Below are 24,410 nucleotides of genomic sequence, written 5' to 3'. Positions count from 1 at the left end.
AGAGGCGCAACAGACGCCGCAGAGCTTCTTTGACCGGACGCGGCAAGAAGCGCTGGACCCAGCGTCGACCCGCGACCCCGGCGGCCGGTTTCATGCCTGCGCGAAAACCCGGCCTGATGCGCCGCACCTCAAGCACTGCCGCGCCGAGCGCCGCTTCGTAGGCGTCATAGACGGCAGCCGGCTCGGGGCATTCGGACGTGTAGAAGGCCGACAGCCGGTCAAACTTACCATTGTCGAGCAGCTGGAACTGGTGGAAGTGGTAAAAAATCAGCGGCGCACCATTGACGGTCTGCGTGCCGTCGGCGAACTGACCGAACGAATACTGAGCGTAGTTCCACGGCGCGATGCCGGCACCAGAGTGCAGCAAAATGTGTGTCGACGGGTAACGCGCTGGCCAGGCGTCGAGGTATTTCTGGTCGCCCATGCGATCATCTTCAAGCCGGTAGTAACACCATTCAACACATTGTTCACGCCAGCGCGCGAGGCAGGCCATACCCTCTTCATCGCGACGGAAGCTGACCCATTCGACGCAGAAGCGGCCGTTGACCTCGAGATGCTGCAGGCGCGGCGTGAAGCGGTGTTCGATGATCGCGATCGAAGCATCACCGATCTCGTCAAACAGAGGCTGGACCGGGGAATAAAACAGCAAGTCGGCATCCACATAGGTGAGCATGGAAATACCTGGATTGTTTGCCAACACGTAAGAAGGCAATACCGGTGACAGTGTCCAGCAATACTCGGCGACCGAACGGTCCTTCTTGGCCTCGAGCAGGGCAGCGTCCTCCACATCTGCCAGCGAGATGCAAACGATATCGGGGAAGAGCGCAGTGATGACTTCTCGTGTCTGCTCATCCATGCAAAGCAGGTGCACCTGCGCCTCAGGGCAGTATTTGAACAGAGAGCGCAGCATCGCCACGCCTTTAAGAAGGTAGTTGCTGTCGAACAGCGTGCAGAAGTTTCGGGTGGTCATGTTTGGCGGGTCGCCGCGTGAGCTCGCAGGGTCCGCCTGCAAATCGGCGGTGGGGTTGGCGGTAATTTTCGCACGAAGGCGTCCAAAAGAAGCGATGGGTACGGTCAGGTGACGCGGCAAAGATAGGTTCGCACGGCCTGGGTAGGGACCGCTGCCGGACCTTCCGACAAGGTCCAGGTTTTTAGCAATTCAAGACCACTTGTTCGCAACAGCTCAAGAAACTGCGGCTCGTTGAAGTGGATTTCGACCGTTTCAACGCCATAGGCCAGTTTTCGGAAGTAGCGGTTGGGCTGGTCCAGAACCACCGGTGTTCGGTGAAACACGGCATAACGTCGCGCCACGCGCGCCGTCTCGGCGACTGCAGCCTCGTATTCCGGGATGTGCAGCAGGCAGCAGCCAGAGATCACCACGTCAAACGCATCGTCAGCGTAGCGCAGTGCCGTGGCATCTTCAACGTCAAAGCGCAGCGCCGGGTACTTCTGCCGCGCCAGTGCGATGAAAGCATCTGAATAGTCGGCACCGGCGTAATTGACACCCAGGCCGGCAATATCAAAAACCTCTGAATAAAAGCCGCTGGAGCAACCCACCTCAAGCACGGAGGTCCGGCCTTCGCCTTTCGGCAAGCCTCGCAAGGCCTCGACCATGACATCAAACACATCGATGGCAGCGCCGCCGCGATAGTCGGCGAGTTGCAGGTCAACCAGCTCGCGCTGCTTTTGAGGCAAATCGTCATCTTGCCAGGCTCCGCGAAGGCGCGCCGATTCAGCATCGGCCGAGGCACCACTCATTTCGATGTAGCGCGATGAAACGCTCGAAGACGGCAGGGCCACGTCGCGAATGCGCATGAGCACCGCCTTCAGGCGTGGAGAGCGGCGCAACAGCGCCCGCAGCGCCGCCTTCATGCGCCCTGGGCCGCCAAATGGCGTTCAAGCACCGGCACCAGCTCTTCCATGCGCCTTTTGTAGGTATGGTCACGCAGTGTTCGCGCCTGGCCGGCCTGGGCGATCCCCCGGGCTTCATCCGGGTGAGCCAGGTAGTAACGGACGAGTTCTGCGGCCTCTTCCTGGCTGGAATAGGCGACCACTTCCTTGCCGACTTCAAAAATATCGCCCAGGTTGTCTTTGCGGTCGGTGATCAGGAGCGAACCGACACCGGTTGCTTCGTACAGGCGCATGTTGTTGGCGTTGTTCTCGGCGACGTTGATGTGGCGATTGAGCGTGACTTTGCTGCGCGCCAGCGCGCGGTACATGTCCAGGCCCCAGACTTCGCCGTTATGGCGTTTTCGAATCGGCGAGCCACGCGGAAGTGTCTTGGCGCCATAGCCGAAAAACTGGATAGGGGTGTTTTCGGCGACGTACTCCAGCACCGGAATCGCCTTGCCATGGTGGCGGCTCACGCCGCCCACAAAGCTTGCATCGATGTCCTTGGGCACATTGCCCAGCAGATCCAGCACACGCGTATCAAAACCGATCTTGAAATACTCGGAAGCGATGCCGGTGGCCTTGAGGCGCTCGACAAAGTGGGGGAACGACGTGAGGATCAGGTCATAGCCGTCCAGAAAGGACTGCGGCGGCAACGGGCAGGCGATCTGGCCCACCACCAGCTTTACGTCCTTTTTCAGGTCGCGCAACACATCACCCGGGAAAAAGCTCAAGTCCTGGCAGTAGAGAACGTCAGGTTTGAACGCCCTGACCTGTGCCAATGCCACTTCCATCAGGCCAGGCATCGCCGCAAGATGGCGGCCAATCACCGGCAGACGGAATGTACGGTGGGGAAGCTTCAACAACAGGGGGTTGAACGACACATCGTTCTCGCGTGCCCAAGAGTCCTGCAAAGGCACGCAGTTGGCAATCAGGTCCAGCGCCTCGTGGCCCATGCCGTTCAAATGCCGGGAGTAAAAATCCGAAGTCCCGAAAGCGGCAGCGAGCAACGACGCCCGCTGCGCTGAAGAGTCCTGCTTTTTCAAACCCTTGTTGCGGGCGTAATGCGCCTTCAGGAATTTGGCGTAATAGGTGTCAAGAATCGCAATGCGCATGATGCGTCGATTATCGGCTGCGGCGTGCGCGCAATTCGACGATCAGGCTGTCGCCGTAACCGGCAGCGTCCACCACCCGGTTTACGGCGCCCATCGCAAAACTGATGACCTTGCGCAACCGGCGCGCCAGCCCGGCCTTGACGCGGCGGGCAAAACTGCCCCGTTGCGCCGCACCGCCGCCATGCGCCCAGGCGCCAGACGCCTGGCCTTCGACAGAGGTTTCGGCCATCGCCCGCAATTGCAGCACCGTCCAAAGATTGGGGGTGACGGTACGGCTTTTGATCACTTCATAGCCGGCCTTTTCGGCGAGCAGGCGAAAGGACTTGCGGTTGAAATGGTGCTGGTGGTAGGGCACATGCCAGTTGATCCATTTATGCCCTGAAAGCCGGCGCGGCAAAGAATCCGCATTGGGAAAAGACATCACGGCGCGCCCTTCAGGCTTCAGCCGGCCCAGTACATTGCGCATCAGCGCCTCGGGTTCGGGCACATGCTCGATCACCTGGTTGAGCACCACCATGTCAAACGCCTCCCCTGGGAAAGGCTGATCGTGGATGCTGCCGACATGCACACGCAGGCCGAAATGATCGGCAATGCGCTTGACGTTGGGGTCCGCTTCAACGCCGTAGCCCTCAACGCCCAGGTTACGCTGTTCAAGCAGCGACAGGCAGGAACCGCTGCCGATATCCAGCACCTTTTGCCCCCGCTCTGCGAGGTAGTGGCCCTGGTTGTCCGTGCCGGCCAGCCAACGGCGCAGGCCGGCGCGCGGCTCCAGCACGAGCGCAGCCTCTTTCTCCAATGCGTCAAGGTCAACGCTACGGCGCGGATAGTAGGTGCTGTAAAGACCGGGCAGGTCCGACTCCTTCAGCGGCGGCGCCGTCACCATCTGGTGGCAATTTGGGCAACGCATGATCGAAAACACGCCGGGGCAGCCATACCGGTCATCCCAGATTTCCTTGATGAAAACCTCCGTACGGCCGCCACAGGCGATACAGACAGGTGCGTCGGCAGCATTCATGGGGCGGGACTTTCTTTTCTACGGGATTTGAACTGGAGCAATGCGCGCCAGGACGCAAAGCAAAACATGCGCAGCGGTGCGGTCAGGCGCTGAAGCGGCGAACCCACCAGCATGTAAAACGCCAGACGGCGGATAACATTGCTGGCCGAACGAGGACTGAACATCCTGTCCCACAGCCCCATCCGCGAAACATCGTTGCCATAAACGGGTGGCGAATGCACGGCTGCGTGACTACTGACCAGCAGCGGCACCCCGGCACGCCCAAAACGCATCGCCACCTCATAGTCGGCAAGATAATGCGGGAGCCAGAATGTGCGCATTTGTCCGTAGCGCTCAAAAAGCTCCACCGGGTACAAAGTCCCCCGCCCCGACAGAGCGTCGACCTTGTAAGTCGCAGCAGGCTGGCGGTGCTGGTCTGGTGAGAGTTCGCTGAACAGGTCCCACACCGCAATGCGATTGATGTTGAGCCGCGGCCCGACGCTCACCAAGGGCGGATCGCAATTATCTTCGTGGATTACGCTGCCGACCGCAGCGCCTCCACCCTCTCGGCTGACCTTGACGAGCGTTTCGACGTAGTCTTTGGCAAACCACGTATCGTTGTTGAGAAAGAGGACGTAGTCGCCAGACTGTTGGTGCGATGACACGTACTCGAGACCTTTCTGGATCGCGCCACCCCACCATAGATTGCCATCACCGCGCAACTCCACCACATCCTGCTGTTTCTCAAGCCATGAGGTCGTCCCATCGGTAGAACCATCATTGACGACCACAATGCAAAGCTGCTCCGCGATGTGCTGCCCACGGAGTGACGCTACGACACGCTCTGTGTGCGCCAACCGGTTAAAAACGGGAATAAGTACAAAGATAGTCATTGAACTCGGACCATTCTTTTCTTCTGAAGAAACCATCCCATATACGGAGCCTGGAATTCCCTGTTGCCCGCGAAGCTGCCAGGATACGGCTCGAACAGGTCAATCACCTCATAACCATGACGATCAAAGCACTGCTCCAACCTGTCTGCGTCCAGCAGCCAGATAGGATAACTCGCAGAATAAATCCACTCGGGTACGTGCTGTACAAATACGCGATCCCTCCCAAGCCTGTGGGAAGTAGTTCTATCAACCAGGCAGTATGGAAAATTGAATGCCAGCAACTGGTCCAGCAGTCCGTACGGGTCCTGCATGTATTGCAAACTGGCCGACAACAGTAAAAAGTTTGCCCCAAATGACTCCATGCATTCACTCGCCGACGCAAAGAAATCGAGAGATGGCGTTGCAAACTCGGCTCGTCCGGCATCCACAATCTTCTGCTGCTCGACCACACCCCAACGCAGTTCTGACTCCAGAAACCGTCTATGTTGGTGGTACGCACTACCGAGAGCCCCGCCAAAATCCATCACCTTCAAAGGCTCATCCAGTTCGCGCGCGGCGTATAGCAACCACGAAAACAGAGGGTGAGAAACCTGTGCCTGACCAAAGAGGACCGTGTCTCGCTCATACGCCGCGCGACCGGCAACAACCTCTCGCGTAGCGTCAACTAACTTCCGCAGGATCGCAGAGGCGCCGTAACCTGTGGCTAGCTGAGCAGCGGCGCTCCAACTGGGAAATTCACCCTCAAAGTAGATGTTATGCCGTCGGAATTCTTGCTCGGTACGAGCTATCGCTTGAGCCGGCGACTCACGCGAAAGTTCCACGCCGACATGCATGCCGGGCAGACTCATCATGAATTTTTTCAAGTCTGCCCCGCTATCAAGGTGGATAAGATCGCACGCGGAAACTCGTCCAGTTCGCCACCAGGCGTCGCATTCACGATTCGAATCCCGTTTTTCAGTGCAATATCGCGCAGCACCCGATATTGACGCCAAAGGCGCGCCAAAGATTGAAATTCATCGTGCCACGGCGTCTGGACCTCGCCGCATGCACCGGTAGAAATATCCTTTCCAGATTGAACGCCCAGTTCAAATGCATAAAGGTATTGCCGGCTCATGAAGTGATCGTGATCAACGCCCAGCAACACGACATCTTTAAATCCCATATACATCGCGATCATGATTGCCATCACAGGAACCGATTCGACCCGCGGTATCGGACTTGCAAGATCAATCAAGTCGCGGGATTGCAGTTGATCGAAATTCTCCCTGAATGCCAAATAATGGACCTTACGCCCGGGAAACAGCCCATGCGTCCTTACCAGCTCCGCTTCGGTTTCGTTCAAAAACAACTCCGCCAAGCCGAGGCCTTCGTGCATCTCTTTAAACCACTTGACGGCATCATCACGGGTCATGCGTCCATAGGTGATCTGCGGCACGCAGTGATAGCGCGGCGCAGCCTCAGCGTAACCGCTATGCAGGTAGCCGTTGGATACACTGATGACACACCGGCCCTGAAGCGCGGCGAGGTCCAGTGTCTTGGCGCTCGGCCCATTCCCAAGCACAAAACAACGCTGCCCCGCATGGCGGTCGCGTAGCTCCTCATTTCGACGTAATTCCTCACGTGCAACCAGATCTGGCGGCTCCGCCGCACGCATGAGTTGCCTGGTGCGCGCGACATGAAGACCATGTGGCAAAAGCCACAACAGCCACTTACGCAGGTTTTTCATGCCTGCAGCCACTTCACCACCTCATAGACCTCTGCATAACGAACGCCGATGCGCTGGCCCGCATTCTCGGCCTCATTACTGAAGAAGCTGATCCACTTGGCGCCGGTTCGCTCCATCTCGGACTCATGCGCGCGGATGGCGCGCTCCTTAACAGGCCAGAAATTGGTGATGTCAACATAGAAGTTGCCACGAAAGTCGACGGTCGAGTGGTACCAGTTGCTGCGGTACATCAAGAAGCGTGGCACATGCCGGCAACTGTGCAGGGATGCACGCGCCACGGCCTGATGGTCATGGTGAATGTCACCGGTCCAGTGGGAGTAAACCATGTCGATATTTAAATCCTGGACAAGAGTAAGGAGCTGGATATTAAGGGTATCGACAAACTCCACCTCGAGCGTCTTGAAGTCACCACAATACATCTTGGTCACACCAAGAATCTTCATGGCCTCCTCGGCTTCCGCGCGCGCTATCTCACTGCTGCGTATCGACTGGTCGTACTGATTCGTAAAACCGGATACGGTCGCAACAAATACATAGACCTTGTCGCCTCGCGCGGCATGCTGAGCCAGTGCACCTCCGCAGCCGAGTTCAACATCGTCAAAATGCGCACCAATGGCCAACACGTTCATGGTTTTCTCCTGAGCAATTCACGGGCGCCGTCGACACCACAATTAAACAAGGCATCCAGCGCGCTCAGGTAAGGCGTAAAGCCTTCGAACTGCTGGGGATAGATGGGGTGGGCAAAGTCCTGCCAGACGACGGTGATGCCAGCCGCCTCGAAAAGCGGGGGCTCCATATAGTCGCGTGCACCAGTGCCAGACAGGTAACGGGTGGCACCCACTTTTCCGAGCAGGTCAACCAGCAACTGGTTTTTATGGCCGACCGGTTCCAGCGTACTGGACAACACCAGGGGAATCCGCACGTCCAGCATGTCCATGAGCATCTCGATTGAGCGCAAATTGAACTCGCCAAGCAGGTGCGCAGGCGCTTTGTAAAGCGCTTCGACCTGCGGCATGATGTCTTCATAGAACGGCGCCTTGCGATAGTTCCGCGCAAGCAGGTCAAGATTCTCCCCTGCCCAATCGACCGTGTCAGAAAGCTCAACCCGGTTGATCGGTGTATCCCGGGGCGCTTTTTTGACGCTCAAGGTCAGCCATTTTTCGCCCTGCGGCGTCTTGATCTTGTCGCGGTGCGTCCAGCTGCGGCTGGTGCCGTTCACAAACTGCACATGGTCAAGAACCACGAACAGGTCGGCCTCCAGAAAGCGATGAAAAAAACCCAGATAGGGCATAAAGTCCGGCTGATGGATGACCACGGTCTTGCTCATGCTGCCAGCTCCTCCAGCGCATCCACAACCCGTGCGGCGCCACCCATACCAACTTTGGCCATGCCAGCGCGACTCATCTGCTCCAGGGGAAGTTCAGCATCTAGCGCGGAAAGGCTGAAGTCGCGGTAGTGGCCAGCAAAGATGGCTCCGCCCAGCGCCTCCAGTGCACGGCCAACCGGCACCTCAAAATCCTCATTGGCCACCACCAGGCACGGCAGCCCGGCTGCGTTCGCTTCAAAAGGCGTGATGCCGCCGCCAGTGATGGCGAAATCATGCCTGGACATCTCCTCGATCATCGAAGGCACACCACTCAGCACGGTGAAAGCATCGGTCAGGACCGCATCCAGCGCATTCCGGTGTGCAAAACCAGGCCCCACCACGATCGTGGCACCCATGCCCTTTTTGGCCAGCGCAGACACCACCTTGACCGTCGCACCATAGGTGTCACTGCCACCGAGCGTGACCAGCAGCGACCGCAGCGTGTGGCGCACGCGCTGGTACCCGGCGATCTCAGGATTAAGGATGAGGTAGTCCACCCCGGTCAGAAGCTTTTTGCCGGCCAGGGGGGCCCCATCAAAAGCAAGGGCGGCGACATGCAGGTCGGCCAGCATGGCACCGCTGCCACGGTCATCGAAGGTGACCAAAGGCAGGCCGATGGCCTTGATTTGGGCGGCGTGCTCCTGCGTCGTGTCAAGCCGGTCGTCGATCCACATTGAAAACCGATGCTCAGCCGACAACACCGCCTCCCAGCCGCTGGTGGTGTTTGCAAGCTCCACCGTCAGCGGCGTGTACCCCCGGGCTTTCAGGATGCCGGCAGAAACCGCATGGTCGTTCATCAGAAAACGCACAGCATGGCCGCGCTCGTCCAGTGCATCGGCGAGATTGAGCGCCCGGAACAGATGGCCGAGACCACGGGCGTGGGAGCTTTCTATGCAGATCGCGAACACAGCGCCATTGCCTCTTCTGTGCCCAGCCACCCCCGCCCCGCACTTGCGGCCAGCGCATTGGCACGCGTCCAGTCGTCTTCGGTATCAACCGTCAACCGCAACTCAGGCGCGCGCTTTTCTGCCGGAATGTCCAGCACTGCGCTGCGGAAAATCTCAGGGTGCTCCAGCATGTACTCGTTGACATGTTCGCGGTGATGCGGCTGCAACCCTTCAACATGACTGCGGCGCAAGGCATTCAGCGTAAAAATTTCAGCGCCCACGCCGATGGGCATCATGCCGAACGAATGCGCGTAGTCCAGGTTGGCCGATGCCTGGAAATCGATCAGGCGGTCAAGTTCGGCGATGTCAGTGAACGGGTTGTCGGCCGTCAGGCGCACGATGCGCGTGAAGCCAAAAGCCTCGGCGCAACGCAGGTAACGGTCCAGCACATCGGCTTCATCGCCGCGAAAGCATTGCACGCCGGCCGCCTGGCACCAGGCCTGGATCGCGTCGTCCTGTGCCAGCGTGCTCGTCGCAGCAACTACACCCGCTTCGTGCCGGGACAAAGCCAGTCGGCCGATGACGTGCTCCAGCAAAGGCCGCCCCGCAATCGGGCGGAGCACCTTTCCCGGCAGGCGGGTAGAGCCCATGCGCGCCTGGATCACGATACCCAGGCTCATTCGAGGTCGTCCCACCCGAGTACCGCATCAGCGGCAAGGTCATGTTTGACAGTCCGTCCGACCAGCGCTTCGTAGAACTTGGGCTGTATGCCATACCCAGGCCGCTTGACGGCAATGTCTTCGGCCGCAATCGCCGCGCCCGCCTTCAACGCGCGCTGCAACACAACGCTTTTACGGTTATTGCGTCGCGTCGTCTGTTCACTCTCGGCCGGCTGTTTGACGCCCGAGCCACGCATGATCTCAAAGGCCCGAATGGCATCGACAAGCCACTTCATCTCCTGCGGATCGGCGGAAAGTATATGGTCGGGACCGTCTGCCGCCTTGTCATAAGTGAAATGCCGCTCGATCACGCGCGCACCCATCGCGACTGCGCAGAGGCAGGCGACCGGCGACAGCGTGTGGTCTGAATACCCGACGTCCAGGCCGGGAAAGGCCTGCATCAAGGTCTGCATCGCGCGCAAATTGACGTTTTCGGGATGGGTTGGGTAGCTGGTGATCGCGTGCAGCAGGATCAGCCGCTGGTTGCCTTCGGCCTGGATGGCTTCGACCGACTCCTGCACTTCATCAAGCGTACACATGCCGGTTGAAAGGATCATCGGTTTGCCGGTACGCGCAACATAGCGCAGGAAAGGCAAGTTGACCGCGTCATCAGAGCCGATCTTGTGGACGCCGACACCGCATTTCTCAAGAACGTCGACGTCACTCTGGTGTGAGGGTGAAGAAAACCAGTCCAGTCCTTTGGCCTCGGCATAGGCAAAGACCTCATCGTGCAGCGCCGCCGCAATCTCGTATTTTCGGAACAGGTTGAACTGGGAGGTCACCCCCGTGTTTTCCATGTCAAAAATTGCCGCCTTGCTGGACAGGGTCTCCGCGCGATAGGTCTGCAGCTTGACCGCATCTGCGCCACTCGCAGCCGCTTCGTCAACCAGACGCTTGGCCTGTTCGAAGGTCGTGAAATTGCCACCGATCTCGGCAATGATGTAACACCGGTCTTTTCTGAAGTTCTTAAACATCGCTATACGCCATTTTTCATTCCAAAAACCTGTCGGCCGTGTGAGGAGTCGTCATGGTTTGAAGCCGTCGAGAATCAGGGACGTGTAGCCGATTTTTCCATCGACGTTGCGTTCGTCGTACTGCAGGGACCGGTGCACCATGCCATCCGCGGGAGCCCATGGCGACTGGTGGAAACGCCCCTCAGCATCGTAATACTCAAGCCGCTCAACGCGAAAGCCCGCCTCGGTCATGGCCCGCTCCAGCGAGTCGACGTTGTACAGTACCTTGTGGTCATCGCTGCCTGCACCGCTGCCGCCGGGCTTGACGGCATCGATATAAGCCCGATCCGGACTGTAACCATCAGGCACTGCGAGGCGGATTCGGGCGCCACTTTTCAAGTGGCTGGAAACCAGTTTGAGCGCGAGCAGGCCATCTTCCGCATTGAGATGCTCCCACACATGCTCCGCCAGCAAACCGTCGAGTTTCCGCCCCTGAAACGCCTTGTCCCAATGGGCGGGATTCAGCAGGTTCAGGTGCTGGTAGTCGGTGGGAATCCACCCCGCCTCAAACACGCCCGACGACCCGATCACAATCTTCAATACCTCCGCTTCGCGGACCTGCCGGAGGAAGTCATTTTTCTCGCGGTGGCGCTTGAGCCGCATCCTGATCAGGTAGTACGCAAGACCCAATCGCTGCTTTATTCTTTTGAACACGAACACAGCCTCTTTATTCCCGAAATTTGACAACCCGAGCGGGAGAACCCACGGCAATCGCATAGTCCGGGATTTCACCGCGAACCACCGCGTTGGCACCGATCACCGCTCCGCGCCCAATTCTTGCATCCATCAGGATCTTCGCGCCAGCACCGATCCACACGTCATCGCCGATTTCGACCTCCCCAATCAGCGCGCGCTGCTCACGTATCGGACTCGAACGTTCGATGCCGTGGCTATGGTCGATGATCTGAACATAGGAGCCGATAAGCACGTCGCTGCCTATGCGTATGGAGTTCTTGGCTGTGATGATGTTGTGCCTGCCAATCACCGTGTTGTTGCCGATGTAGACTTTTGGTGTCGGCATGGTCAACTGGAAAAACGAGTAATCCTGGATTGTGGAACCCGAGCCGACCTCCAGCACTGCGTTCTCAACGAGCCGAAATTCAGCGCTGCGCTTGACAACAACATCGTTGCCGCAAGCGGTGAAGTAGCGCATGGCCTTATACCGGGAGATTGCACGCTGGACCAGGCTCCCGCGATTGCGATAGGAGGCCCGGTCCCCCACAATCATCCTGGTCGCACTCACTTGCCCACCACCTGAATCCGGAACACATAGTTCTTGACCTTGAAGGTACGGCCGCTGACTTCGCCCTCTTCATCTTCCGTCTTGCGTGGCAAATAACACTTGCGACAAATCGGACTTTCCATGAATCCGCGGTCGCGCTTTTGCATCTCACGGATCGCAGTCATTTTTTCGCCGTGCCAGATCTGGTGCACGGTGTCCTTGTTGATGTCACCGATGACTTCGCGGTTCTCTTCGTCGTTGGAACACTTCATGACCAGGCCGTCAGCACCGATCACCAGGCGCTGGTACTGCTGGGGACAGGTGAAGTTCTCGAGATACTCGATGTGCGTGTCATTGCCAAGATAGTCAATCAGCGGATTGAACGCTACCAGGTCGACGTTGGGCGCGAAGGTGTCGTAATACTCCTGCGGATTCTCGCGAATCGCCGGCCAGATACCCTGGACCTTGATGACAGGACGATGCAGGCCGCGCTCTTCTTTGAACTTCTTCATGGCCTTGATCTTGTTCATGATGTCTTTGAACTTGATCGGTTTGCGGATCTTCTCATAGGTCTCGCCGACGCCGTCGGCCGAAATTGTGATCCAGTCAATGCCGGCGTCGACGATCTCCTCGAAGAATGGCAGGGTCAGCTTGCCGCCGTGCGTGAGCGTGGAAACTTCCTTGATGCCGCGCGACTTGGCATAGCGGATGCAATCCGCAAAACGCTTGTGCAGCAACGCCTCGCCGCGCAGGCTCAGCCGGATCGCCGGCACCTTGCCGCCGATCTCGTCGATGATGCGGCAATACAGGTCCCAGTCCATGCGGGTCGTGTTGACCTGCTCTTTGAAGTGGTCGGTAATCGTGTAGCACATCGGGCAATGCAGATTGCAGATTGACGATAGCTCCAGGTCGACCAGCAGTGGATAGTCAGAAACGGTCTGACTCTTGGGCAGAGCGGACCATTTCTGACGGTAATCCTTGTATTGCTCTTCCCAGCCTTCACCGCGGTATTGATCGAAAAGGTCTTCCCGCTCCTGGGTATCCATGGAGTAGTTGCCTTTGTTGATGGGTACGTAACGTTCAGTCAAGATTGAGCTCCATTCAATATTTTCTGGACACCATCTGTGAATGTCCATCGTGGGGTCCAGCTGAGGTTGCGCCGGGCCAGTGAAATATCGGCCATGACGTCGGGTATTTCCTGTGCGCGCTCAGAAGACTGGGAAACAACCGGCAAGGAGGTGCCGGCAACAGATTGAATTACGTCGATGACGTCCTGCACAGAGTACGAAACGCCAGAACCGATGTTGATTTTTTCGTAAGTTGAGGTACTTTGAAGCGATTGCAAGAATGCGCTCACCACATCGTCGATAAAAACATAGTCGCGCCGAGGCTTCAGATCAAGCACACGGATCTCTTTGCCCGCCACGACCTGGCTCAGGATGGCCGGAATCAGGAACTCCGCGCGCTGGCCTGCGCCAAACACGTTAAAAACGCGTAGAACCGTGGCCGAAACACCCTGGTACTTGCTGGCAAATTCACACAGCTGTTCGGCCAGGTACTTGGACATGGCATAAGGGTTATTGGGCTTGGCTGGATGGGTTTCGGCAATGGGCAGGCCCTGCGGTATGCCGTAAACATACGCGCTGGCGTACACCATGCGGGCTCCATGCTGACGGCAGTAAGCCAGGGCACGTTCCGTTCCGAGCAGGTTGGCCTCGACAAATTCAGGCCCCTTCTGCCAGCTGTCGGGTACGTAACTGCGACCGGCCAGGTGGATGACAGCTTTGGCCTGTGGCAGGTTTTGCCAGGTAGCTGAATGCGCGACGTCACCGTGCTGGCGTTCCAGTGCAAGCAACGACAGACCCTGACGCGCCATTTCGGCAGTCAGTGCACGCCCTACAAACCCGCCCGCACCGGTAACGATGGCATCAAGCATCCAGAAACCTCGATTTCATGGACTCGAACTCGTCGATGGCCCTGGCATAGTCGTCGGGGCGCCCGATGTCCAGCCAGTAGCCCGAAAATGTGCGCACCGTTGCAGGCCGGCCTGCCGCAAGCAGGTCGAGCATCAAGGTGTCGAAACCATAGGCCCTGCCGGCCGGGATGTAGTCCAGCACGGCCGAACCCAGCATGTACACGCCCATGCTGACCTCGTAGGAAACAGCAGGCTTCTCACGAAAGCCGCTGAGCTTGCTGTCGGCACCGGTGTCGAGCACGCCATAGTCGATGCGGTGCTCACGCTGCATGGCAGAAATCGTGAAGATATCGCCCGACAGCGCATGTGCGTCATGGAATTCGGCGTAGTTCAGGTCAGTGAGGATGTCGCCGTTCATCACGAGGAAATTGGCGGGAAGATCCTGGATGAGCTTGAGCGGCCCCATGGTCCCCAGCGGCTGGTCTTCCAGCGAATAGTCAATGCGGATGCCCCACCGCTCGCCATTCTGGAAAAAAGCCTTGATGATCTCTGCCTGGTGGTTCACCGCCAGCGTGATGTGGTCAAAGCCGGCCTTGACGAGCTGGCGCACGATCACTTCAAGAATCGGATACTCGCCAATGGGCATGAGCGGCTTGGGCAGCACCACGGTATACGGCCTCAGGCGAGTGCCCTTGCCGCCTGCAAGAATGACAGCCCGTTTAGACATTGAAGACATCCGGTTTGTAACGTTTGAAATTTTCCGGCAGCTTGAGCCAGTCAATCGTGGCGCGCAGGCCCGCTTCGAGGTCATAGGCCGGCTGATGGCCCGTCAGGGCCTTTATGCGGCTGTTATCGCAGCACAGGCGCTCTACTTCACTGCCTGCCGGACGCAGCCGCTGCTCGTCGCATTCAATCTCGACGTTGACACCCAGAATGTCTGCGATCAACTTGACGGTGTCACCGATGGAGATTTCACCGCCCGAACCGATGTTGACAGTCTGGCCAACGGCAGCCTCGCAGCCCGCCAGCGCCAGAAAGCCGGCGCAGGTATCGAGCACAAAATTGAAGTCACGGGTAGGTGTGATGCTGCCGAGCTTGAGCCTTGTCTTGCCTGCGAGCAGCTGGCTGATCACGGTCGGGATCACTGCGCGCGCCGATTGACGCGGACCGTAGGTGTTGAAGGGCCGAGCGATGGTCACCGGCAAGTCGAAACTGCTGAAGTAACTGAAAGCCAGCGCATCGGCAGCGATCTTGGTCGCCGAATACGGCGACTGCGCCTGCAGCGGGTGCTCTTCGCTGATCGGCACGAAGCGCGCCGTGCCATACACCTCACTGGTGGAGGTGTGGATCACGCGGCGCACGCCAGTGTCGAGAGCGGCCTGCAGCACATTCAACGTGCCCTGCACATTGGTGTCGACATAGCTCGACGGCGCCTGGTAGGAGTACGGAATCGCGATCAACGCGGCAAGGTGGAACACCGTATCGATGCCTTTGGACACCAGCCGCATCTGGGCTGGATCACGCACATCGCCGAGCACGACCTCGATGTCCTTGCGGCATGGTGACTCGTCCAGCCACCCCCAGCTTGAAAACGAGTTGTACTGGCAAAGCGCGCGCACGGAATAACCCGCCTTGACCAGGCTTTCAACAAGGTGCGAACCGATAAATCCGTCGGCGCCGGTCACCAAAACTTTATCCATGCCAAATCTCGCTGAAGGTCATTTTTAACTTGCTCATAACTTTTCTACCTGCCATGGAAGCTGCAATGCAGACAACGAAGGCTTTCTGTTCTGTCCCAGCATCTGGATGATGCCGACGTTGTCGACAACATCAAACCGTATGCCCTCGGCCACCGAATAGATCGAGAATCGGGAAGAGATGCCCAACCTTATGGAATAAGAACCCGTATTGAGCAAGCAAGCGGGGAAGTTCACGACAGCCTTGTACTTTCCCGCTTGCCGCGTTTCGAGGCGGGTAATATCCAGTTCTGGATCCGACAGGCTGTACAGGCAAGTGAACCCATCGTCGGCAATGATCTGCAGACCCACGCTCAGGCCCGCTAGCGGTTGGCGCAACTCATACTCCATCTCGACGGAAAACGGTTCGGTCAACTCCAGAGATCCGGAGTACTGATCACGTGCATTTCGTGCAGCCACCTGGTAAATCACCGCCTGACCGTCCATCTCCCCAGGGTTGACGCGATAGAACGCATCGCCGCCGCCGCTTTCTGCCTCACTGATATACGACTTGATCACGCTGGCGGTATCACCAGAGTGCACCATCTTGCCGTCCGACATCAACATGGCTTTTGGGCAAATGCTGCTGATAGCAGTCAGGTTATGACTCACAAAGAGGATAGTTCGGCCACTTTTTCCGACTTCCTGCATGCGCCCCATGCATTTTTTCTGGAAATTAATGTCGCCGACTGCCAGCACTTCATCGACCAACAGGATTTCGGACTCCAGATGGGCTGCGACGGAGAAGGCCAGGCGTACATACATGCCTGACGAGTAGCGCTTGACCGGTGTATCGATGAACTGCCCTATCTCGGCAAACTCAACGATCTGCTCGAATTTGCTGGCGACCTCCTGGCGCGACATGCCAAGGATTGCACCATTTAAAAAGACGTTCTCACGCCCCGTGAGCTCAGGATGAAAGCCTGTCCCAACTTCCAGCAGGCTGGCAACCCTGCCCTTGAGGCCGATGTAGCCCCTGGTCGGTGCAGTGATGCGCGAGATAATCTTGAGCAGGGTCGATTTTCCGGCGCCGTTGCGACCGATCACACCCACGATATCTCCGCGCTGGACCTCGAAAGAGACGTCGTCCAGTGCGTGGAACAGGTCACCTTCAATGCGGGCATGGTCGCGCTTGACGGTCGCGATGTCCTTGATTTCTGCGTTAGGGTCGGTGCGGCCGCGATAGCGCGCCCACCAGCTCTGCATGTCACGGTAAAGCGTGCCGTGGTTGATGACGCCCAGGCGATATTCCTTGGAGAGATGCTCGGCGCGAATGACGATGTCGTTGCTCATGCTTAAACCGTATCCATCGCCAGAGACTCAGCCCGCGAGAAAAGAATAACCCCTGCAACCAGCAAGACCACCGTGACCACAAGGTTGGCGGCCCAGATGGACAAGCCGACACCGGGCGTGCCGAACATGACCTGGCGTATCGATTCAACCGGTGCAGTCATCGGGTTGAGATGAAAGAACCACTGGTATTTCTGGGGTATCTGGGTGAAGGGATAGACCACAGGCGTGGCATACATCCACAGCTGGATCACAAACCCGGTTACATAAGCCAAATCACGAAACCGGACGGTCATGGCAGACACAATGAGGCCCACGCCCATACCCAGCGCCGCTACATACAAGACAAGCAGCGGAACGGCTGCAAAGACTTGCCAGTGCAGTGAAACATTGGCGCCAGACAGCACGAAGCCAACCGTTACCACGGTCAATAACGCAAACTGGATTGCAAAAGTGACCAACCCACTCATCGCGACCGACAGCGGAACCACCAGGCGGGGGAAATAGACCTTGCCGAACAGGGACGCATTTTTCGAGAACACTTCGGCGTTGTTGGAAAGGCAGGTGGAGAAATAGGTCCACATCACAATACCGGACATGTAGAACAGGAATGGCGGAAGGCCATTGGTCGAGATGTTGGCGATTTTGCCGAACACGATGAAATAGGTCAGTGCGGTCACGACAGGCTGGATCAGGTACCAGAGCGGACCCAGTATGGTCTGCTTGTAAAACGTGATGAAGTCGCGCTTGAAAAACAGCCAAGCCAGGTCGCGATAGGCCCACACGCTGCGCAGGTCAACCGCTACCACTTTGCCGCGGGGACGGATGACGATGTCCCAACCGTCCTGGTCAACTTTAGACAGGTCAGGTGCCGGCGTCTGGAGATTCTGGGTCATGAGGGAATGGCCAGGTTGGGCGGCGCGCTGGCGAAGATTTCGCAGACCCGACGAATATCGGCAGCGGTGTGCCCGTTCGAAATCGGCAAGCTCAGTTCCGTCGCATGCTGCTCTTCGGAAACCGGGTAATGGCCCGACAAAATGCCGCGCATGGCCTGCTGGTGGTGCGGCGGAATTGGGTAATGCACTTCGGTTTTCACCCCCGCGTCGAGCAGGTACTGGCGCAGCGCGTCGCGCTGAGGGTGGCGAATGGCATAGATATGGAAAACATCAAACTCGTCGGCGTGCTGCGCGGGCTTCTGGACCCAGGCCGGGAGGTTGGCGGCATACACCCCAGCGAGTGCGCGTTTGTGCGCTGTCATGGCGTCAAGGTGCGGCAGCTTGACGCGCAGCAGAGCCGCCTGCAGCTCATCCAGCCGCGAGTTGATGCCCGCGTAACGATTGACGTATTTTTGTTTGGAACCATAGTTCCGAAGATGCCTGAGCCTGTCTGCCAGCGCATCGTCGTCGGTGGTTACAGCACCGGCGTCGCCCACGGCCCCAAGGTTCTTCGTCGGGTAGAAGCTGAAGCAGCCGGCGTCCCCGAAGGTTCCGGTCATCCTGCCCTGAAACTTCGCGCCATGCGACTGCGCGCAGTCTTCCACCAGCTTGAGACTATTCGCTTTGGCAAAGGCGGTGATCGCGTCCATGCGGCAGCTTTTGCCAAACATGTGCGTTACGCAGATTGCGCGCGTCGTGGCCGTCATCGCACCAGCAAGCCGTGCTGGGTCGATATTGAAGGTGGCCAGCTCAGGCTCGACCAGCACCGGCTTGTGGCCAGCACGCAAAATTGCCAGTATGGTCGCGATGTAGGTGTTGGACGCAACGAGGATGTCGCTGCCTTTGGGCAGGTCAAGCGCCTCTATTGACAGGATCAGCGCATCAAGGCCATTGGCCACACCGATGCAGTGTTTAGCGCCCACATACTGCGCAAATTCGCCTTCGAAGGCGCTGACTTCCTGGCCCAACACATACCAGCCCGAGCGGATCACACGGGTGGCTGCCGCTTCCAGGTCGGCCATGAACTGCTCATTGGAACGGGCCAGGCTCTCGTACTCGATCATGCGTAAGCCTCGTTGATGTAATCGTTTTTGTCGTAAAGATGCGATGCCAAAACCAGCAGTACGGCATTGCCGCCGAAAGTCATGCGGTGCCAGTCTTCGGGTTCAACCAGCAGGCATTGGCCCGGATGGCTCAGCACCACGTCGCGCACCTGCCTGCCGTCGTTCATGTAAACCGTCACCTCGCCGCTCACGGCGACCAGCGCCTGCCGCGTTTCGTGATGGCGGTGGCCACCGCGCGTCTGGCCCGCTGCGTTGTAAATCCAGTAGACGCGCCTGATATCGAAAGGCAGGATTTTCTCCAGGACGGTCAAGCCGCCGCGCTCGTCTTCGAAGCCCGGCAGCCGGAGTACGGTGAAGTCGCTCATGCCCGACCTATCCCGGTGTAGTCAAAGCCCGCATCACGCATGGCGCTCGGCTCATAGAGGTTGCGGCCGTCGAAGATCACGGCTTCTTTCAGCGCGTGCTTCATCGCGGCAAAGTCGGGGCTGCGGTAGGCCTTCCATTCTGTCGCGATGATGAGCGCGTCAGCGCCCTGCAGCGCGTCCATTGGCTGCTCGTGCCAGCTGATGCTGTCGAGCAACCCCGGCGCGGAAGCCAGGTCCAGTGCCAGGCTACGCCTGGCCTCGGCCATCGCCACGGGATCGGTCACCCGTACGCGTGCACCGCGCTGCAGCAACTCGCCGATGATGACGCGGCTGGGCGCCGCGCGCATGTCGTCAGTATTCGGCTTGAAGGCCAGGCCCCAAAGCGCGAAGGTCCGGCCCGAGAGCTGCTCGCCATAGCGCGCCACGAGCTTGTCGATCAGCACACGTTTTTGCGTGTTGTTCACGGCCTCGACTGCTTCCAGCACACGCATACGCTGGCCGTTCTGGGCAGCGGTGTTGACGAGGGCCTGCACGTCCTTTGGAAAGCAACTGCCGCCATAACCGGTACCGGCATACAAAAAGCTATAGCCGATGCGGGGGTCAGAGCCTATGCCCTGGCGCACGAGTTCGATATCCGCTCCGACCTTGTCGGCAAGGTTGGCAAGATCGTTCATGAAGCTGATGCGCGTGGCCAGCATGGCGTTGGCGGCGTATTTGGTGAGCTCAGCGCTGCGCACGTCCATCACGTGGGTGCGCTCGTGGTTGCGGTTGAAGGGGGCATAAAGCTGGCGCATGACTGCCAGCGCCTTTTGTCCCGCCGCATCCGGCGCCACGCCCAACACCACGCGGTCGGGGCGCATGAAGTCCTCGACGGCGGCACCTTCCTTGAGGAATTCGGGATTGCTCACCACCGAAAACTCGGTGCCTGATGTGCCTCGCGCCGCCAGTTCGCCGGTGATGGCTTCGGCCACCCGGTCCCCCGTGCCGACGGGCACGGTGGACTTGTCGACAACGACCTTGAAGCCGGTCATGTAGCGGCCAATGTTGTGTGCCGCGGCCAATACGTATTGCAGGTCGGCGCTGCCATCTTCGTCAGGCGGGGTGCCGACCGCGATGAACTGCACGGCGCCGTGCGCCACGCTGGCGGCCACATCAGTGGAAAAGGTCAGTCGCCCGGCATTGACGTTGCGCTCGATGATCTCCTGGAGGCCGGCCTCATGGATGGGAACGCCGCCGCCGTTGAGAATGTCGATCTTGCCTTGATCAACATCGAGACAGAAGACATGGTTGCCGAGTTCAGCCAGGCATGCGCCGGTGACGAGCCCCACATAACCGGTTCCGATGATGGTGATTTTCATACGCGAGCCTCTTCCTCTTCGCTGCGCTGGAAGTCAGCGTAGGCCAGTGCCAGCCCCTGTTCCAGGGTGACCGCAGCCTGCCAGCCCAAGCCGTTGATGCGGCTGGAATCCATCCATTTGCGTGGGGCGCCGTCGGGCTTGCTCGGGTCGAAAGAGATATCACCGACATAGCCGACGACCTTGGCGATGGCATATGCGAGTTCGGCAATCGTCACGTCGCTGCCAGCGCCGACGTTGATGTGCGCCTGCATGGGCTCAGTCTGTTGGGCATACACAGTGGGATCAAGGTCCATCACGTGCACGCTGGCAGCGGCCATGTCGTCGACATACAGAAATTCTCGTTTAGGCGTGCCAGTGCCCCATATGGCGACTCCGGGAGCAGCCTTGAGCCTGGCTTCATGGAAACGCCGGATCAGCGCAGGTATCACATGACTGTTTTCCGGATGATAGTTGTCGCCTGGACCGTATAGATTGGTCGGCATGACGCTGCGATAGTCACGTCCGTACTGGCGGCAATAACTTTCGCACAGCTTGATGCCGGCGATCTTCGCGATCGCATAAGGCTCGTTGGTTGGTTCTAGTTTGCCGGTCAGCAGGGCCCCTTCGGCCATCGGCTGCGGCGCGAGCCTGGGGTAGATGCAGCTCGAACCAAGGAAGAGCAGCTTCTGCACGCCTTGAGCGTGGGCGGCCTGGATCACGTTCGACTGAATCATGAGGTTGTCGTAGATGAATTCGGCCGGGTAGGTGTTGTTGGCATGAATGCCCCCCACCTTGGCGGCCGCGAGGTAAACCTGGTCGGGTTTTTCGGCGGCAAAAAAATCAGTCACGGCGCGTTGATCAACCAGGTCCAGCTCAGCGTGCCGGCGCGTAAGGATGCGCGAGGCATCATGACCACGCGCGAGCAGCGCACGCACTATTGCCCCACCGACCATGCCACGGTGACCTGCGACGTAAATTTTTGCCTGTTCAGTCATCTCGTATCAATTTTCCTTGCTGACTGGCACGGCGTAACCATGATGCTTGAGCAAGGCATGCTGACGTGCGTTCTCAAGGTCATGTGCAACCATCTCCCGCACCATCTCGTCTAGCGTGATTTCGGGTATCCAGCCAAGATCATTCTTCGCCTTGGTCGGGTCACCGAGCAGGGTCTCGACTTCTGCCGGCCGGAAATAATGCGGGTCGACCCGGACGATGACATCGCCAACCTTGATGGCCGGGGCCTTGTCACCATCTACAGCGCGCACGACGGCGCACTCTTCAATGCCCTTGCCCTCAAAGCTCAGTGTGATGCCGAGTTGGGCTGCTGATTTTTCAATGAACTGGCGCACGGTGTATTGCACCCCAGTGGCAATGACGTAATCCTTGGGCTGGTCTTGCTGAAGCATCATCCATTGCATGCGCACGTAATCCTTGGCATGCCCCCAGTCGCGCAGCGCGTCCATGTTGCCCATGAAGATGCAGCACTCAAGCCCCAAAGCGATATTGGCCAGGCCGCGTGTTATTTTGCGGGTCACAAAAGTTTCGCCACGGCGCGGGCTCTCGTGGTTGAACAAGATGCCGTTGCAGGCATACAGGCCATAGGCCTCGCGGTAGTTGACGGTGATCCAGTAGGCGTAAAGCTTGGCGACCCCATAGGGGCTGCGCGGGTAGAAGGGCGTGGTTTCTTTTTGCGGTGTTTCCTGCACCAGGCCATAGAGCTCTGAAGTCGATGCCTGGTAGAAGCGCGTCTTCTTTTCGAGACCAAGGATGCGAATCGCCTCAAGCAAGCGCAGCGGACCGATCGCATCGACGTCGGCCGTGTATTCGGGCGACTCGAAACTCACGGCCACATGGCTTTGTGCGCCGAGGTTGTAGACCTCGTCGGGCTGGACCTGCTGCAGGATGCGCGTCAGGTTGCTGCTGTCGGTGAGGTCGCCGTAGTGCAGCACGAAGTTGCGATGATCGATGTGCGGGTCCTGGTAGAGGTGATCGACGCGCTCCGTGTTGAACGAACTCGCACGGCGCTTGATGCCGTGCACGATATAGCCCTTTTGGAGCAGGAATTCGGCGAGGTAGGACCCGTCCTGACCGGTGATGCCGGTGATCAATGCGACTTTTTGGTTCATACTATTTTTTCGATTCTTCCGTAGGTATCTTCGAAGCGCACGATGTCGTCTTCGCCGAGGTAGGAGCCGCTTTGCACTTCGATGAGTTCGAGCGGCGTCTTGCCGGGATTGGTCAGTCGGTGTTTCTGCCCGACCGGAATATAGGTGCTCTGGTTTTCGGTCAGCAGCAACAGCTTGTCGCCGTTGACGACCTCGGCGGTGCCGCTGACGACGATCCAATGCTCGGCGCGATGGTGATGCATCTGCAGCGAAAGCGAGGCACCGGGCCGCACCGTGATGCGTTTGACCTGGTGCCGGTCGCCCGCATCAACACAGTCGTACCAGCCCCAGGGCCGTGCAACGCGGCGATGCTGTACAGCCTGCGCCGAATCGAGCGACTCGAGCCTGGCGACGACTTCCTTGACGGCTTCGGCGTCGGTGCTGCGCGCGACCAGCAACGCATCGGGCGTATCGATGATCAGCAGGTCTTCGGTACCGAGCGCCATGACCGGACGGCCGCCACTGGCATGAATATAGGTGTCGCGCGACCGCAGATGGTGCGCATGTCGGACGTCGCCACCGGCGCGGTTGCCGCTGGCCTCTAGCGGCGCCAGGCCGGCGACGGCATTCCAGCTGCCGACGTCACTCCACGCGCCGCCGAACGGGTACACCACCACGTTATCGGCGCGCTCCATCACCGCATAGTCGATCGACTGGCTGCGGCAGGCCTTGAAAGTCGCGGCGGCGGGTCGCAGGAACAGGCCGTCTTGCTGCGGCGCGGCCATTGCCTTGCGGCAGGTGTCGAGGATGTCAGGCGCATGGGCCTGCAGCGCGTCGATCAGCGCCTGCGCGCGCATCAGGAAAATGCCGGCGTTCCAGAGATACTGGCCGCTGCCGAGGAACTCGACGGCGCGCTCGAGCGGCGGCTTTTCGACAAAACGCGCAACGGCAAAACCGCCCGCGGCGGCCGGCGCACCCTTCTGGATATAGCCATAGGCGGTGCTTGGCAGGTTGGGCTGCACGCCGAAGGTCACGAGCTTGCCAGCCAGCGCGGCCGGCACTGCGCCGCGTACCATCGCGCAGAACGCTTCGATGTCGGGAATGTGATGATCTGCCGGACAAAACAGCAGCAGCGCATCGGCCGGAGCCGCCAGCGCGGCCAGGGCCATTGCAGCCGCGGTGTTTTTCGGTTCGGGCTCAAGGATCTGGCCAACCTGCAGATCTGCATGCTGCGCAACGTCGGCCACGAGGAAGCGATGTTCGTCGGAAGCGACGCAGGTGATCGCGTGCGGCAGCCCGCCGGTCAGCGGCGCCAGCCGCTCCAGGGTCAGCTGCAGCAGCGATTTGTCGCCAAACAAAGGGATGAATTGCTTCGGAAAGGCTTTTCGCGAGAGCGGCCAGAGGCGCGTCCCGCTACCCCCGCAAAGCACCACCGGGCGGATCTTAAGGGCGGCGTCGTTGGAATTGTTCATATTTCTTCGGCCTCTTGCCGCAAGGCAGCGATTTCCGCCTGCAGCACCTCGAATTCGACGAGCTTGCGCTGCAGAAAAGCCTTGGTCAACCGGCTCTTTTCCTCGAGGCCGGCCGGCGTCAGCACATAAGCGTAGGCCAGCTTGTTGTCACTGCGCTTGAAGTTGCTGGCCTTGACCAGCCCCTTGTCTACCAGCGCGCGCAGACAGTAGTTGACCTTGCCGAGGCTCACGCCGAAACGCTCGGCCAGGCTGCGCTGGCTCGCGGCCGGCTCGTCGGTGAGCTGGCACAACAGGTAGTACGGCAATTCCTGAGGCGTCATGGCGGTGCGGTCGGTCGGGGAAGGTACCCGTTCAATTGTTGAACGG

At 59.0% G+C, this 24,410-nt stretch carries 27 protein-coding genes; all 27 read right to left on the bottom strand.

What is annotated here, in order from left to right; all coding sequences use genetic code 11:
• On the bottom strand, window positions 1-970 hold a 970-nt coding region (locus ABI546_RS12240; protein ID WP_348046861.1), incomplete at its 3' end, for a hypothetical protein.
• 104 nt (window positions 971-1,074) lie between these two features.
• A complete protein-coding gene (locus ABI546_RS12235; protein ID WP_348046860.1) occupies window positions 1,075-1,815 on the bottom strand; it encodes a class I SAM-dependent methyltransferase in 741 nt (246 codons plus the stop codon).
• 53 nt (window positions 1,816-1,868) lie between these two features.
• The gene (locus ABI546_RS12230) at window positions 1,869-3,005 is read right to left on the bottom strand and encodes a glycosyltransferase (protein WP_348046859.1); all 1,137 of its coding nucleotides are present in this window, start codon (window positions 3,003-3,005) and stop codon (window positions 1,869-1,871) included.
• A gap of 10 nt (window positions 3,006-3,015) precedes the next feature.
• Entirely contained in the window at window positions 3,016-4,020 is a 1,005-nt protein-coding gene (locus ABI546_RS12225; protein ID WP_348046858.1) for a class I SAM-dependent methyltransferase, read from the bottom strand.
• Window positions 4,017-4,928, bottom strand: coding sequence for a glycosyltransferase family 2 protein (locus ABI546_RS12220; RefSeq protein WP_348046857.1), 912 nt, complete (start codon window positions 4,926-4,928; stop codon window positions 4,017-4,019). Before ABI546_RS12220 ends, ABI546_RS12225 begins: the two co-directional genes overlap by 4 nt.
• The gene (locus ABI546_RS12215; protein ID WP_348046856.1) at window positions 4,889-5,755 is read right to left on the bottom strand and encodes a methyltransferase, TIGR04325 family; all 867 of its coding nucleotides are present in this window, start codon (window positions 5,753-5,755) and stop codon (window positions 4,889-4,891) included. The genes ABI546_RS12220 and ABI546_RS12215 overlap by 40 nt, the downstream gene beginning before the upstream one ends.
• On the bottom strand, window positions 5,752-6,618 hold the full coding sequence (locus ABI546_RS12210) for a hypothetical protein (RefSeq protein ID WP_348046855.1): 867 nt from the start codon (window positions 6,616-6,618) through the stop codon (window positions 5,752-5,754). The genes ABI546_RS12215 and ABI546_RS12210 overlap by 4 nt, the downstream gene beginning before the upstream one ends.
• Entirely contained in the window at window positions 6,615-7,247 is a 633-nt protein-coding gene (locus ABI546_RS12205; protein ID WP_348046854.1) for a PIG-L deacetylase family protein, read from the bottom strand. Before ABI546_RS12205 ends, ABI546_RS12210 begins: the two co-directional genes overlap by 4 nt.
• Window positions 7,244-7,945 carry a WbqC family protein gene (locus ABI546_RS12200; RefSeq protein WP_348046853.1) on the bottom strand — a complete coding sequence of 234 codons (702 nt, stop codon included), beginning with the start codon at window positions 7,943-7,945 and terminating at the stop codon, window positions 7,244-7,246. The genes ABI546_RS12205 and ABI546_RS12200 overlap by 4 nt, the downstream gene beginning before the upstream one ends.
• A complete protein-coding gene (locus ABI546_RS12195; RefSeq protein ID WP_348046852.1) occupies window positions 7,942-8,892 on the bottom strand; it encodes a hypothetical protein in 951 nt (316 codons plus the stop codon). The genes ABI546_RS12200 and ABI546_RS12195 overlap by 4 nt, the downstream gene beginning before the upstream one ends.
• The gene (locus ABI546_RS12190) at window positions 8,874-9,551 is read right to left on the bottom strand and encodes a hypothetical protein (protein ID WP_348046851.1); all 678 of its coding nucleotides are present in this window, start codon (window positions 9,549-9,551) and stop codon (window positions 8,874-8,876) included. The genes ABI546_RS12195 and ABI546_RS12190 overlap by 19 nt, the downstream gene beginning before the upstream one ends.
• On the bottom strand, window positions 9,548-10,564 hold the full coding sequence (locus tag ABI546_RS12185) for an N-acetylneuraminate synthase family protein (RefSeq protein WP_348046850.1): 1,017 nt from the start codon (window positions 10,562-10,564) through the stop codon (window positions 9,548-9,550). Before ABI546_RS12185 ends, ABI546_RS12190 begins: the two co-directional genes overlap by 4 nt.
• Before the next feature lie 51 nt (window positions 10,565-10,615).
• The gene (locus tag ABI546_RS12180; RefSeq protein ID WP_348046849.1) at window positions 10,616-11,257 is read right to left on the bottom strand and encodes a hypothetical protein; all 642 of its coding nucleotides are present in this window, start codon (window positions 11,255-11,257) and stop codon (window positions 10,616-10,618) included.
• A gap of 13 nt (window positions 11,258-11,270) precedes the next feature.
• Window positions 11,271-11,756, bottom strand: a complete 486-nt coding sequence (locus ABI546_RS12175) for an acyltransferase (protein ID WP_348046848.1) — start codon at window positions 11,754-11,756, stop codon at window positions 11,271-11,273.
• 86 nt (window positions 11,757-11,842) lie between these two features.
• The gene (locus tag ABI546_RS12170; protein WP_348046847.1) at window positions 11,843-12,913 is read right to left on the bottom strand and encodes a radical SAM protein; all 1,071 of its coding nucleotides are present in this window, start codon (window positions 12,911-12,913) and stop codon (window positions 11,843-11,845) included.
• On the bottom strand, window positions 12,910-13,761 hold the full coding sequence (locus ABI546_RS12165) for an NAD(P)-dependent oxidoreductase (protein WP_348046846.1): 852 nt from the start codon (window positions 13,759-13,761) through the stop codon (window positions 12,910-12,912). The genes ABI546_RS12170 and ABI546_RS12165 overlap by 4 nt, the downstream gene beginning before the upstream one ends.
• Window positions 13,754-14,467 (bottom strand): sugar phosphate nucleotidyltransferase, encoded by a 714-nt coding sequence (locus ABI546_RS12160; RefSeq protein WP_348046845.1) that lies wholly within the window; start codon window positions 14,465-14,467, stop codon window positions 13,754-13,756. Before ABI546_RS12160 ends, ABI546_RS12165 begins: the two co-directional genes overlap by 8 nt.
• Window positions 14,460-15,440 (bottom strand): NAD-dependent 4,6-dehydratase LegB, encoded by a 981-nt coding sequence (locus ABI546_RS12155; protein ID WP_348046844.1) that lies wholly within the window; start codon window positions 15,438-15,440, stop codon window positions 14,460-14,462. The genes ABI546_RS12160 and ABI546_RS12155 overlap by 8 nt, the downstream gene beginning before the upstream one ends.
• A gap of 33 nt (window positions 15,441-15,473) precedes the next feature.
• Complete coding sequence (locus tag ABI546_RS12150) at window positions 15,474-16,769, bottom strand: ABC transporter ATP-binding protein (protein WP_348046843.1); 1,296 nt, start codon at window positions 16,767-16,769, stop codon at window positions 15,474-15,476.
• A 2-nt stretch (window positions 16,770-16,771) separates the two neighbouring features.
• Complete coding sequence (locus ABI546_RS12145) at window positions 16,772-17,662, bottom strand: ABC transporter permease (RefSeq protein WP_348046842.1); 891 nt, start codon at window positions 17,660-17,662, stop codon at window positions 16,772-16,774.
• Complete coding sequence (locus ABI546_RS12140; RefSeq protein WP_348046841.1) at window positions 17,659-18,765, bottom strand: DegT/DnrJ/EryC1/StrS family aminotransferase; 1,107 nt, start codon at window positions 18,763-18,765, stop codon at window positions 17,659-17,661. The genes ABI546_RS12145 and ABI546_RS12140 overlap by 4 nt, the downstream gene beginning before the upstream one ends.
• Window positions 18,762-19,130 (bottom strand): FdtA/QdtA family cupin domain-containing protein, encoded by a 369-nt coding sequence (locus tag ABI546_RS12135; RefSeq protein ID WP_348046840.1) that lies wholly within the window; start codon window positions 19,128-19,130, stop codon window positions 18,762-18,764. Before ABI546_RS12135 ends, ABI546_RS12140 begins: the two co-directional genes overlap by 4 nt.
• On the bottom strand, window positions 19,127-20,488 hold the full coding sequence (locus ABI546_RS12130; protein ID WP_348046839.1) for a UDP-glucose/GDP-mannose dehydrogenase family protein: 1,362 nt from the start codon (window positions 20,486-20,488) through the stop codon (window positions 19,127-19,129). The genes ABI546_RS12135 and ABI546_RS12130 overlap by 4 nt, the downstream gene beginning before the upstream one ends.
• Complete coding sequence (locus ABI546_RS12125) at window positions 20,485-21,462, bottom strand: GDP-L-fucose synthase (RefSeq protein ID WP_348046838.1); 978 nt, start codon at window positions 21,460-21,462, stop codon at window positions 20,485-20,487. Before ABI546_RS12125 ends, ABI546_RS12130 begins: the two co-directional genes overlap by 4 nt.
• Window positions 21,463-21,468: 6 nt before the next feature.
• Complete coding sequence (gene gmd, locus ABI546_RS12120; RefSeq protein WP_348046837.1) at window positions 21,469-22,593, bottom strand: GDP-mannose 4,6-dehydratase; 1,125 nt, start codon at window positions 22,591-22,593, stop codon at window positions 21,469-21,471.
• Window positions 22,590-24,044, bottom strand: a complete 1,455-nt coding sequence (locus ABI546_RS12115) for a mannose-1-phosphate guanylyltransferase/mannose-6-phosphate isomerase (RefSeq protein ID WP_348046836.1) — start codon at window positions 24,042-24,044, stop codon at window positions 22,590-22,592. Before ABI546_RS12115 ends, gmd begins: the two co-directional genes overlap by 4 nt.
• Complete coding sequence (locus ABI546_RS12110; protein ID WP_348046835.1) at window positions 24,041-24,364, bottom strand: MarR family EPS-associated transcriptional regulator; 324 nt, start codon at window positions 24,362-24,364, stop codon at window positions 24,041-24,043. The genes ABI546_RS12115 and ABI546_RS12110 overlap by 4 nt, the downstream gene beginning before the upstream one ends.
• Between the last annotated feature and the right edge of the window lie 46 nt (window positions 24,365-24,410).

The organism is Polaromonas sp. (assembly GCF_039932935.1).
In the GTDB taxonomy this organism is placed as follows: domain Bacteria; phylum Pseudomonadota; class Gammaproteobacteria; order Burkholderiales; family Burkholderiaceae_C; genus Polaromonas.
This window is presented reverse-complemented; position numbering and strand designations above follow the sequence as displayed.

Coding starts and splice junctions, on each gene's coding strand:
- ABI546_RS12165 (WP_348046846.1), bottom strand. CDS start 13,761: ATGCTTGATGCCATCGTTACCGGTGCGGGCGGGTTTGTAGGGCGTGCA.
- ABI546_RS12125 (WP_348046838.1), bottom strand. CDS start 21,462: ATGACTGAACAGGCAAAAATTTACGTCGCAGGTCACCGTGGCATGGTC.
- ABI546_RS12220 (WP_348046857.1), bottom strand. CDS start 4,928: ATGGTTTCTTCAGAAGAAAAGAATGGTCCGAGTTCAATGACTATCTTT.
- ABI546_RS12130 (WP_348046839.1), bottom strand. CDS start 20,488: ATGAAAATCACCATCATCGGAACCGGTTATGTGGGGCTCGTCACCGGC.
- ABI546_RS12210 (WP_348046855.1), bottom strand. CDS start 6,618: ATGAAAAACCTGCGTAAGTGGCTGTTGTGGCTTTTGCCACATGGTCTT.
- ABI546_RS12225 (WP_348046858.1), bottom strand. CDS start 4,020: ATGAATGCTGCCGACGCACCTGTCTGTATCGCCTGTGGCGGCCGTACG.
- ABI546_RS12230 (WP_348046859.1), bottom strand. CDS start 3,005: ATGCGCATTGCGATTCTTGACACCTATTACGCCAAATTCCTGAAGGCG.
- ABI546_RS12205 (WP_348046854.1), bottom strand. CDS start 7,247: ATGAACGTGTTGGCCATTGGTGCGCATTTTGACGATGTTGAACTCGGC.
- ABI546_RS12155 (WP_348046844.1), bottom strand. CDS start 15,440: ATGGATAAAGTTTTGGTGACCGGCGCCGACGGATTTATCGGTTCGCAC.
- ABI546_RS12115 (WP_348046836.1), bottom strand. CDS start 24,044: ATGAACAATTCCAACGACGCCGCCCTTAAGATCCGCCCGGTGGTGCTT.
- ABI546_RS12190 (WP_348046851.1), bottom strand. CDS start 9,551: ATGAGCCTGGGTATCGTGATCCAGGCGCGCATGGGCTCTACCCGCCTG.
- ABI546_RS12175 (WP_348046848.1), bottom strand. CDS start 11,756: ATGCGCTACTTCACCGCTTGCGGCAACGATGTTGTTGTCAAGCGCAGC.
- ABI546_RS12160 (WP_348046845.1), bottom strand. CDS start 14,467: ATGTCTAAACGGGCTGTCATTCTTGCAGGCGGCAAGGGCACTCGCCTG.
- ABI546_RS12200 (WP_348046853.1), bottom strand. CDS start 7,945: ATGAGCAAGACCGTGGTCATCCATCAGCCGGACTTTATGCCCTATCTG.
- ABI546_RS12135 (WP_348046840.1), bottom strand. CDS start 19,130: ATGAGCGACTTCACCGTACTCCGGCTGCCGGGCTTCGAAGACGAGCGC.
- ABI546_RS12145 (WP_348046842.1), bottom strand. CDS start 17,662: ATGACCCAGAATCTCCAGACGCCGGCACCTGACCTGTCTAAAGTTGAC.
- ABI546_RS12185 (WP_348046850.1), bottom strand. CDS start 10,564: ATGTTTAAGAACTTCAGAAAAGACCGGTGTTACATCATTGCCGAGATC.
- gmd (WP_348046837.1), bottom strand. CDS start 22,593: ATGAACCAAAAAGTCGCATTGATCACCGGCATCACCGGTCAGGACGGG.
- ABI546_RS12235 (WP_348046860.1), bottom strand. CDS start 1,815: ATGCGCATTCGCGACGTGGCCCTGCCGTCTTCGAGCGTTTCATCGCGC.
- ABI546_RS12110 (WP_348046835.1), bottom strand. CDS start 24,364: ATGACGCCTCAGGAATTGCCGTACTACCTGTTGTGCCAGCTCACCGAC.
- ABI546_RS12140 (WP_348046841.1), bottom strand. CDS start 18,765: ATGATCGAGTACGAGAGCCTGGCCCGTTCCAATGAGCAGTTCATGGCC.
- ABI546_RS12150 (WP_348046843.1), bottom strand. CDS start 16,769: ATGAGCAACGACATCGTCATTCGCGCCGAGCATCTCTCCAAGGAATAT.